We start from the raw sequence: 9,877 nt of genomic DNA on the forward strand, positions 1-9,877 counted from the left end.
AGCCCTTCACGGACGCCCGGGCACGGCAAGGTCCGTGAGGGCCACCCTCACGGACGCAGATTCCCGCAGGGTTCCCCTCACGACCCGCAGCCGGTCGCGAAGGAGCCCTTCACGGACGGCGGCCGCCGCGTGCGGGAGCTCAGTGATGCCGCGGGACCAGGTGCAGCAGCCGCGAAGCGTGCGGCGCGAGCGTCGCGGTGAAGCTGTCCCGGCTCACGCCCAGGTTCCGGTGCGTCCACAGATCCCGCACCGCCGCCGGGCCGCGCAGACCCAGGTCCTGCCAGGACGCGGTCACCGGGGCCTCCGTCGAGCCCAGGTTGAACAGCGCGACCGTCACTCCGCCGCGGCCGTCGGGGCTGAACCACACCTGCTGCTGGGTCGCCTGCGAAACCGGACGCGCTGCCCGTCCCGCCTGGTCGACGGCCAGCACCTCGCGGTTGGTGAGCAGTTTCAGGTCGTCCGGGTCGAGTTTGGTCAGGTCGGTGCCGAGCAGCAGCGGCGAGGCTTCGATCGCCCACAGCGTCATGACGCTCTGCCGTTCGTCCGGGGTGATGCCGTTCGCGTCGCCGTTGCCGATCTCGATGGAGTCCAGGTCGTTCCAGTGACCGGGGCCCGCGAAGCCAGTCCACTTGGGAGCGTCGGCGAAGCGCAGCTTGACCCGCACGTCCCAGTTCGTGAGGCCGACGCAGTGCGAGTAGCACTCGATGTCGCCCTCGATCCGCCACCCGTTGCTGTAGCGCTGCCAGGTCGCGGCCTCGGCGATGCTGAGCGAGTTCGACAGTTCCAAGTGGATCGGGCGGCCGGTCGCCTGGATCGCCGCGTGCCACTGCCGGATGTCCTCGCGGTTGTCCGCCGGGATCTTGCCCCCGCCGGGTCCGACGAAGTCCATCTTGATGTAGTCGACGCCCCACGACGCCAGCTGCCGCGCCTGCGAGCGGACGTACGCGGCCGCGCCGGGCTTGCTGAAGTCGAGTTTCGCGGATTTGTCGTCCGCGGTGTTGCCCGCGCCCGCCATGACGATGTCGTGCACCCGGTACGGAGTGCCCTCGATCGGCGAATCGGCCGCGACCGCTTGCGCCGGGACGCCAGGCACCAGGTAGATGCCGAATTTGAGGCCGCGCTGCTGCAGGTACCGGGCCAGCGACGCGATGCCGTTCGGGAACTTCTTCGGGTCCGGCGCGACGCGGCCGAATTCGTCGACGTGGTCGTTCCAGCCCGCGTCGATGTTGATGTAGCGGTAGCCGTACGCGGCGAGCCGGTCGTGCATGACGTCGGCCTGCGCCTTGATCGTTTCCTCGGTGAACTTCCGGCGCAGCGCGCTCCAGCTGCTCCAGCCCATCGGCGGCGTTCTCGCCACCGGCGTCCAGGATTCGATCGACTGACTGTCCGCGGCGGCTGTTCCCGCCAGCGCTCCGGCCAGCACCGCCACCGCCGCGGCCAGCACACCGATCCGACTTCGCTTCATCGCGACCACCTCTCCCGGGGATCGCTTCGTTGTACAAGCGGCGCGGCGACAGCAGCAATGATTCATCGGATCACTGACCGCTAGCCGGGACGGAACCCGCCGACCGGATCAACCCTGTTCACCACCGTGAATGCTGGGAATATCCGTCGGAGACCTCTCGACACGATCGCGAATAGATCCTATCTTTCTTGCGGCGCGCCCCAGCGTCGTTCACTGGCGAACACGGAGGTCCCGGATGAAGTTCAGACCAGCGCGCACCCTCGGGCTCGCGGTCGCGGCGCTGACCGCGACCGCGCTGCTGCCCGCCGGTGCGGCGGCCGCGTGGCCGGGCAGCCAGGACGTGTACGTCTCGCCGTGGGGCAACGATTCCGGCTCCGGGGCCGTCTGGTCGCCGGTGCGCACGCTCCCCCGCGCCCAGCAGCTCGTCCGGCAACGCGCCGCGCACCTGAACTCCGACCTGACCGTGCACGTCGCCTCCGGCACCTACCGGCTCGACAAACCGCTCGAACTCGACGCCTCCGATTCCGGCACGAACGGCCACCGGGTCGTCTGGCAGGGCTCGCCGGGCACCGTGGTCAGCGGCGGCAAGCAGGTCACCGGCTGGCATCCGGTCGCCGGACGCCCCGGCCTCTACTCCGCGCCCGCGCCCGCCGGACTGGACAACACTCGCCAGCTGTACGTCGACGGCGTCCGCGCGCAGCGAGCGTCCGGACGGCTTCCGGTCACGGTGAAGGCGACTGACACCGGGTACACCGCGTCCGCGGACACCATGGCGCACTGGCGGAACCCGAGCGACCTCGAACTGGTGTACACCAGCGGCGAGGAGCTGTGGAACGTCGAGCGCAACGGCCTCGGCCAGTGGACCGAGCCGCGCTGCCCGGTCGCGTCGGCGCAGGGCACGACGATCACCATGGCGCAGCCGTGCTGGGACAACTCGACCCGGCGCGTGATGTTCGCCGACATCCCCGGCCGTTCGGTCAACATGGTCGGCCCCGGCGATCTCACCAACGGACGGCAACCGTCCTATGTGGAGAATGCGTTCGAACTGCTGGACACGCCCGGCGAGTGGTATCTCGACCGCTCCGCGCACACCGTGTACTACCTGCCGCGCAAGGGCGAGAACCTGCACTGGGCCGACGTCGAGATGCCCGCGCTGGAGAAGCTCGTGGACGGCCGCGGCACCGCCGAAGCACCGATCCACGACATCTCGTTCCGCGGCATCCAGTTCTCCTACGCGACCTGGCTCGAACCGTCGTCGCCGGAAGGCTTCTCCGAAATCCAGGCCGGCTACCGGATCACCGGCGAGCGCGGCTGGGCCACGCAAGGTCTCTGCCAGTTCACGCCCGGCGGCACGTGCCCGTACGCGGACTGGACGAAGGAACCCGGCAACGTCTCGATGTCGCACGGGCACCGGATCGAATTCCGGGACACCGTGTTCGCGCACCTCGGCGCGGTCGGGCTCGACCTCGGTGAGGGCGCCCAGGACAGCAGCGTGTCCGACAGCGTGTTCACCGACATCTCCGGCAACGGCGTCGAAATCGGCGGGGTCAGCAAGCCGACCGCAGCCGGCGCGGACCTGACGGCGCGGGTCAAGGTGACCAACAACCACCTGTACGGCATGCCGCGCGAATTCACCGGCGGGGTGCCGATCGTCAACGGGTACTCGCAGGACAATGTCGTGTCGCACAACCAGATCGACCACGTCGCGTACTCCGGCATCTCGATGGGCTGGGGCGGCTGGCCGGACAAGATCAAGCAGGCCGCGACGCCGAACGTCTCGCGCAACAACGTGGTGTCGGACAACCTGATCCACGACTACATGCTTTCCCTCGACGACGGCGGCGGCATCTACACCCAGGGCATCACCGGCCCGTCGCAGGCCGAGGGCGAGAAGGTGACCGGGAACGTCATCTACGACCAGTGGGGCCTCGGCAAGTCGGTCTACACCGACAACGGCTGCACCTACGAAACCGTTTCCGGCAACGTGCTTTACCACGCGGCGTACGCCAACGTGGCCTCCACGCACGTCGACTACCGCGACTCGCTCGGCAACAACGACCCGACCGTCATCTCCGGAAACTACTGGGAGCAGGGCGATCCGGACGGCGACAAGAAGGGCGTCATCACCTCGGGCAACCACCTGCTGAACAACCCGGCCGCCGCACCTAAGTCCATTGTGGACAACGCGGGGATCGAACCGGGCCACCGCTCGGTGCTGAACCGCCGGATCGACGGCGCGTCCGCTCCGCAGGCCCCGACGCGGATCGGCACCTTCTCGGTGTCCGGCCAGCTGTACGCGACCTGGAATCCGACTGTCGCGGAGAACGGTGCGCCGGTGCAGGATTACCTGCTGACCGCGTCGGACGGCAAGCACAGTGTCACGAGTTCAGTGTCTGCCAAGGACTTCGCGCGCACCGGGTACACGGTGATCCCGAAGCTGACTGACGGCCAGACGTACACGGTCACGGTGGCCGCGCGCAACCGGTACGGGGTTGGCCTGCCGTCGCTGCCTTCGGCACCGGTCACCGTCGCGCAGCCGGGCACCCAGCTCGCTGCTGTCCCGACCAAGGCGAAGGCGCTGCCGAGCACCGACGCGGCGAGCATCCACTGGACGCCGCCGGCGGAAACCGGGTCGACCCCGGTGATCGGCTACCGGATCACCGTGTCCGACGGCCGCACCATCGAGGTCACCGGACGCGACACGATCGTCAGCCAGCCCACCCAGAAGGGCCTGACCCGCGTCGTGGACGGGTTGAAGTCCGGCACCGCGTACACGTTCACCATCGCCGCCGTCACCGGAAACGGCGTCGGCCCCGCGGTGACGGTGCAAGCCACCACCGCGTAACCGGTGATCGGCGCGTACCGGACCTCCCTGCCGGTGCGCGCCGATCACCCTATCCGGAAAGCCCTTCGGTAGGCCCCCGGAGTCGTCCCCACCTGCGCCCGGAACCGGCGCCGCAAGTTCACCGCCGACGCCAGGCCGACCCGCACCGCGATCGCGTCCACCGGCAGGTCCGTCTCCTCCAGGAGCCGCCGCGCCTCGGCCACCCGCCGCGACAACAGCCACGCACCCGGGCTTGTCCCGAGCTGATCAGCGAACCGGCGAGCCAGCGTCCGCGGCGAAATCCGCAAGCGGGCAGCCAAATCCTCCACCGACAGCGGCGTGCCCAACCGCTCCCCCGCCCAGTCGAGCAGCCCGTCCAACGTGTTCGCGGACGCTTGCGGCGGCGCGTACTGCACCTGCCCGCCCTCGCGATGCGTCGGCATCACCATGTGCCGCGAGACGAGCGCCGCGTGCGCCGCTCCGTGATCCTGGCGGACCAGGTGCAGGCATAGGTCGATGCCCGCTCCCGCACCCGCGCTGGTGGCGACGTCGCCGTGGTCCACGTACAGCACGTCCGGTTCCACCTGCACCGCCGGGAAATCCCGGCGCAGCTGTTCGGCGCGCGCCCAGTGCGTTGTCGCCGTTCTTCCGTCCAGCAGTCCGGTCTGCGCGAGCGCGAAGACACCCGAGCAGATCGTGACCAGCCGCGCGCCTCGTTCGTGCGCGTTCAGCAACGCCCGGCGCACCTTCGGGGAAAGCGGCGTCTCGACCGGGAGCCAGCCGGGGATCAGCACCGTGTCGGCCGTGGCGAGCTTGGAGAGCCCGATGGACACGTGCATCGCATACCCGGCCGACGTCGGCACCGGGCCGGGATTCTCGGTGCACACCTCGAATTCGTAGTACTGCGGCACGCCGTCTCTCGGCGTGCCGAACACTTCGGCGCCGCAGCCGAGTTCGAACGTCGACTGCACCGGCCGGACGAGGGCGACCACACGATGCATGGCAAGAAAGTACCTGATGACGTCTTTCCTGACACTGTCCCGCGCGGGCGCGGGAAGCCAACCTAGGTGTCATGCACTCCGAAATCCTTGCCCAGCCGGGCTACACCTCGGTCCCGGCCGGTGAAGCCCCGGTGAAGGACCTGTTCCCCGGCATCCGCCTCCGCCCGCTGTGGAAGGGCGAAAACGGCGCGCACGCCAACGTGGTCGAGTTCGATCCCGGCAGCACGTGGCCCGAACGCGACGTGCACGAGCCGGGTCCGGAAGAGGTCTTCGTCGTCTCCGGCACCTTCAACGACGGTGCCCGCGACTACCCGGCCGGCACGTTCATCCACGCCCCGGCGGGTTCGTGGCACGTCCCGGCTTCGGCGACCGGCTGCACGCTGTTCGTCTTCTATCCCGAGGGCTAAGCGCCGCGGTAACTCCCGATCGTCCAGGCGTTCCCCTCGGGGTCGCGGACGGTGAACGTGTGCGAGCCGTAGTCGGTGTCGTGCAGCTCCAGGCTGATTTCGGCACCGGCTTCGCGCACGCGGGCGTAGATCTCGTCGACCCGGTCCGAGACCAAGTACACCGCGCTGGCACCGGGTTTCATCTCGTCGTGCACACCGTCGGCTGGGCCGCCGCAACTGCCCAGCATCACGGCACCGCCTTCGGGCCAACGGAGTTCGGCGTGCGCGACGCCGTTTTCTCCGGGCACCACGAGGGTTTCTTCGAAGCCGAGAACGTCGGTGAGGAAGCGAATCGCGCCGCGCGCGTCGTTGTAACGGAAAGCGGGCCAGACTGTCGGTTGCGGAGTCATGCCACCGATTGTGCGGCGGGGGTCTTCGACTCGTCTTGGAGAAACGGGAGCTCCTCAGCCATCCACGTCCGCGGCGAGCACCCCGCCAGCGCGCGCCACTCGTTCGAGAAGTGTGCCTGGTCGTAATACCCTGCGGCATAAGCGATCCCAGCCAGATCGCGATGCCCGGTGCGCAGCAACCGCACCGCCCGCTCGAATCGCAGTACGCGGGCCGCCTGTTTCGGGGCCAATCCCAGCTCGGCGCGGAACCGCTCCCCCAGATGACGGCGGCTCCAGCCGACCTCGTTCGCCAGCTCGCCGACCCGCAACAGCCCGCCGCTGCGGCGCAGCTCGTGCCACGCGCGGTCCAGCTCCGGCGGCTGTTCGGCGCGCTCGACCGTCCGCGCGGCCAGCACCTCGTCGAGGATCGCGAACCGGGTGCGCCAATCGTCCGCCGCGGCCAGCCGGTCCGGCAAACGGGCGAGGTCGCCGCCGAAGTCGGCGAGGTCGGTTACCCGGCCGGTCAGCTCCGCGGCGGTGACGCCCAGCAGCGTCCGCGCCCCCAGCGGGTCCAGCTCCAGCTGCACCCCGCGCTGCACCCGGTCCTGCGTGATCAGCGCGGGTTCGGTGTGCAGGCCGCCGACCACGCTCTGCAGCGCTCCCGCCCCGGCCAGCCCGGCGTACCGGATCGGGTCTTCGAGGCTGATCACGAGCGTGATGTGCCGCGACGGCAGCCCGCGGTGCACCTCGAGGGTGACGTTCTCCTGCGCGTACCCGACGTAGCGCGTGACCAGGCCCCGCAGCACCGGATGCGGCGGACGGGCGGCCCAGCTGTGACTCACGCGACCAGGCTAGCCCCGATGCGGGCGAATTCTGCTACCACGGGAGAGCGGTCCCCACGATGAGGAGAAGCCCGATGACGATCCAGGAACAGGCGCAGCAGCTCGAACTGCTCGCCGACCAGGTGCCGACCGGAATCGCCCTCGCCACCAAGGGCGAACTGGAAGACCTGCAGGCCCAGGTGCTCGGCCTGCTCGGCGAAACCGGCTCCGCGACCGCCATCCAGGGGTCGGTGCAGATCGCGATCCGGCAGATCGACGAGGTCGCGGCCTCGCTGGAGAACGTCCGGATCCAGATCCGCGAAGCCGCCCAACATCACCTGCGCGGCTGACATGGTCGCGCACGCCGGCGAGTTGGCGGAAGTCGCGCTGGCCAATGTCGTACGCGAGTATCCGCATTACGAGAGCCACTGGCGCCTCGACGACACTCCCGTCCCGGCGATCCGCGAGCTGCACCCCTGCTTCTACGGCAGCTTCGACTGGCATTCGTGCGTGGAAATGTTCTGGGTGCTGGTGCATCTACTGCGCCGATACCCGACGCTCGTCCCGGCCGACGAGATCCGCGCTGTGCTGAACGCGCACCTGACTGAGCCCGCCTTGGCTGCCGAAGCCGCCTACTTCGCGCCGGAGCAGCACCGTACGACCCAGCGTCCGTATGGCTGGTCGATCCTGCTGGCGCTGACGTTCGAGACCGCCACCTGGGACGACCCGGACGCCGCGCGCTGGACCGCGGCGCTGCAACCGTTGAGCAGGCTTTTCGTGACCCGCTTCCTCGACTGGCTGCCGAAGGTCACGTACCCGATTCGGTACGGGCTGCACGAGAACGGCGCATTCGGAATCTCTCGTGCGCTTCCCTACGCTCGGCACCTGGCCTCCCGGGGCGAGCCGCAGCTGTTGCAGGTCCTCACCGAAACGGCGTGGCGCTGGTTCGGGGAGGACCGCGACTACCCCGGGGCTTGGGAACCGTCCGGTGCTGATTTCCTCAGCCCCGCCCTGGCCGAAGCCGAGCTGATGAGCCAGCTGGTACCCGATTTCGGTGCCTGGCTGGAGGGTTTCCTGCCGGGGATCGACGAGCGGAACCCGGCGGCGCTCTTCACTCCCGCGGTGGTGACCGACGCTTCCGACGGGTTGATCGCCCATCTGCACGGGCTCAACCTCCACCGCGCGTGGTGCTGGCAACGGATCGCGGCGGCGCTGCCGGAGCGGGACGCCCGGGTCGCGGTGATTGAGGCGGCTTCGCGCGAGCATGCGGAGGCTGGGCTGCCGCAGGTGGCGGAGGGGCCGTATGCGGTGGAGCATTTCTTGGCTTACTACGCGCTGCTTCTGCTGAGCGACGCCGAAGCGGGGAAGGCCTAGAGCAGTGTCGGATCCATGGTTATCCATCGAAGTGCTCGACGGAGAATCCTCGGCGAGCGATTGGCGGCGCACCTACTCCGACGCGTTGCTCAAAGCCGCGATCATCGACCGCGCGGTGCGATGGTCCTGGCGGACGCACGAACGCGGCGTCGTCTTCGAGATCGCCTTCAGAACCGAGGCGATCCGCGACGAATTCTGCGACCAGCCGTCAGTCAGGACAGCGCTCGACGCCGTGCCGGATCCGCGCCACGGGCTCACGATCACCCCTGGCGGCTAGCTTTCCGGCAACGGCTCCCGATGCTCCGCCCGCAATCCGTCGAGGGAAACCCGCAGCAGCCGGTTCCACATGTGCGGCCGGCAAGCGTCCGTGAACTGCGCCGCGTGCCCCAGCGAGATCAGCAGCAGCACCAGATCATCCGTAGTCACCCCGGGCCGCAGCAACTCCTCCGCGCGCGCCCGTAGCTCCTCCAGAACCGCACGGAGTTGTGGGATCCCCGTCGGATCGGGGTCCGTCCACGTCAGCGCGAAGCTCTCCATGATCGCGCGGTGCCGGGCGCAGCCGGACAACGCCTGTCGATAGAAATCGGTCAGCGCCGCCCACGGGTCGTCCGCCTCGATCGCTGCCTGGCGCGCGGACTCGGCCCACCGGGAGAAGTCCTGGTCCAGGACCGTCCGGACGAGGTCTTCCTTCTTCGGGAAATGCCGGTACAGCGTCCCCATGCCGACCCCGCTGCGCCGGGCGATCTCGCGGACGTCTACAGCGGCTCCCTGCTCCGCCATCACCTCGGCGGCGGCTTCGACGATCGCCTCCCGGTTGCGGATCGCGTCCGCACGGAGGGCGCGACGGCGGGTGGGGGTCTGCGGGTCAGCCACGGCCATGCGCCGAGCATACTCGCTTACCCGGAGCACTTGTTCCGTCTAGTGTGCTACTTTGCGGAGCAAGTGCTCCGCCTAGTGAAGGAGATGCCGTGCTCACCCTCGACGACTGGAATGTCCGGATTCGCGCCGAATTCCGCGAGAATGCCGGGTACGTCGCCTGGAGCAGTCCGGAAGAATTCGCCGCGGGCCGACCAGTTCCGCCGTATCTGCCGGGGTTTCCGGAAAAGGGGATGCCGCTGATCCTCGTGCACCACATCGGGGCGAAAACCGGGAAAGCGCGGATCAGCCCGCTGTTCTACCAGCCGGTCGGCGACAGCTGGGCGGTCTTCGGCACGCACGGCGGCAGTCCGCGCGACCCCGCGTGGTACCGCAATCTCATGGCGAATCCGCGGACGGTCATCGAGGCGGGCGCGGAGGAAATCCCGGTCGAAGCACGGCTGACCGCCGGGGAGGAACGCGCCAAGATCTGGGCGGACCAGATCGCGCAGGTCCCGAAATTCGCCGAGTTCGAGGCCGCTTCCGGGAGGCAGGTACCGGTCGTCCTGCTGGAACGCCGCTGAAAAAGAAAGGGCTCCCCGACCGAAGCCGGGGAGCCCTTTCGCAGGGAAAACTCAGCCGACGGTGACGCTCGGAGCGCCCTCGCCGATCGACTCGCCGGATTCCTCGGCGATCCGCATGGCTTCCTCGATGAGGGTTTCCACGATCGCGTGTTCGGGCACGGTCTTGATGACCTCGCCC

General features: G+C 69.0%; 11 protein-coding genes and 1 pseudogene. 6 read left to right on the top strand and 6 right to left on the bottom strand.

Annotation, left to right across the window (positions count from 1 at the left end):
• Nucleotides 1-139: 139 nt before the first annotated feature.
• Entirely contained in the window at nucleotides 140-1,465 is a 1,326-nt protein-coding gene (locus WA670_RS43635) for a glycoside hydrolase family 27 protein (RefSeq protein ID WP_336162046.1), read from the bottom strand.
• A 235-nt stretch (nucleotides 1,466-1,700) separates the two neighbouring features.
• Here WA670_RS43635 and WA670_RS43640 point away from each other — a divergent pair, with 235 nt between their 5' ends.
• Nucleotides 1,701-4,310 (top strand): fibronectin type III domain-containing protein, encoded by a 2,610-nt coding sequence (locus tag WA670_RS43640; protein WP_336162047.1) that lies wholly within the window; start codon nucleotides 1,701-1,703, stop codon nucleotides 4,308-4,310.
• Nucleotides 4,311-4,354: 44 nt separating this feature from the next.
• Here the strand turns inward: WA670_RS43640 and WA670_RS43645 are convergent, their stop codons facing one another.
• Nucleotides 4,355-5,290 (bottom strand): GlxA family transcriptional regulator, encoded by a 936-nt coding sequence (locus WA670_RS43645; protein WP_336162049.1) that lies wholly within the window; start codon nucleotides 5,288-5,290, stop codon nucleotides 4,355-4,357.
• Nucleotides 5,291-5,361: 71 nt separating this feature from the next.
• Between WA670_RS43645 and WA670_RS43650 the strand changes: the two genes are divergently transcribed.
• Nucleotides 5,362-5,697, top strand: a complete 336-nt coding sequence (locus tag WA670_RS43650) for a cupin domain-containing protein (protein WP_238607755.1) — start codon at nucleotides 5,362-5,364, stop codon at nucleotides 5,695-5,697.
• On the opposite strand, the gene WA670_RS43655 is transcribed toward WA670_RS43650, so the two are convergent.
• Nucleotides 5,694-6,086 (bottom strand): VOC family protein, encoded by a 393-nt coding sequence (locus WA670_RS43655; protein WP_336162053.1) that lies wholly within the window; start codon nucleotides 6,084-6,086, stop codon nucleotides 5,694-5,696. The two genes, WA670_RS43650 and WA670_RS43655, sit on opposite strands and share 4 nt — an antisense overlap.
• Nucleotides 6,083-6,907, bottom strand: a complete 825-nt coding sequence (locus WA670_RS43660; RefSeq protein WP_336162055.1) for a helix-turn-helix domain-containing protein — start codon at nucleotides 6,905-6,907, stop codon at nucleotides 6,083-6,085. The genes WA670_RS43655 and WA670_RS43660 overlap by 4 nt, the downstream gene beginning before the upstream one ends.
• 74 nt (nucleotides 6,908-6,981) lie before the next feature.
• Between WA670_RS43660 and WA670_RS43665 the strand changes: the two genes are divergently transcribed.
• The 3 genes from WA670_RS43665 to WA670_RS43675 are packed head-to-tail and all read left to right on the top strand — an operon-like array spanning nucleotide 6,982 to nucleotide 8,537.
• Nucleotides 6,982-7,236: a hypothetical protein gene (locus WA670_RS43665; protein WP_037820327.1), complete on the top strand. Its 255-nt coding sequence runs from the start codon at nucleotides 6,982-6,984 to the stop codon at nucleotides 7,234-7,236.
• Between the two features lies 1 nt (nucleotide 7,237).
• A complete protein-coding gene (locus WA670_RS43670; protein WP_336162058.1) occupies nucleotides 7,238-8,260 on the top strand; it encodes a DUF2891 domain-containing protein in 1,023 nt (340 codons plus the stop codon).
• 31 nt (nucleotides 8,261-8,291) lie between these two features.
• A complete protein-coding gene (locus tag WA670_RS43675) occupies nucleotides 8,292-8,537 on the top strand; it encodes a hypothetical protein (protein ID WP_336162060.1) in 246 nt (81 codons plus the stop codon).
• On the opposite strand, the gene WA670_RS43680 is transcribed toward WA670_RS43675, so the two are convergent.
• On the bottom strand, nucleotides 8,534-9,139 hold the full coding sequence (locus tag WA670_RS43680; RefSeq protein ID WP_336162061.1) for a TetR/AcrR family transcriptional regulator: 606 nt from the start codon (nucleotides 9,137-9,139) through the stop codon (nucleotides 8,534-8,536). The genes WA670_RS43675 and WA670_RS43680 overlap by 4 nt on opposite strands.
• 89 nt (nucleotides 9,140-9,228) lie before the next feature.
• Here WA670_RS43680 and WA670_RS43685 point away from each other — a divergent pair, with 89 nt between their 5' ends.
• Complete coding sequence (locus tag WA670_RS43685; protein ID WP_336162063.1) at nucleotides 9,229-9,699, top strand: nitroreductase/quinone reductase family protein; 471 nt, start codon at nucleotides 9,229-9,231, stop codon at nucleotides 9,697-9,699.
• A 51-nt stretch (nucleotides 9,700-9,750) separates the two neighbouring features.
• Here WA670_RS43685 and WA670_RS43690 read toward each other — a convergent pair.
• Nucleotides 9,751-9,877, bottom strand: a pseudogene (locus WA670_RS43690) (flavodoxin-dependent (E)-4-hydroxy-3-methylbut-2-enyl-diphosphate synthase); the annotation flags it as partial.

This window comes from Amycolatopsis sp. VC5-11, assembly GCF_037034185.1.
Taxonomy (GTDB): Bacteria; Actinomycetota; Actinomycetes; order Mycobacteriales; family Pseudonocardiaceae; genus Amycolatopsis; species Amycolatopsis nivea.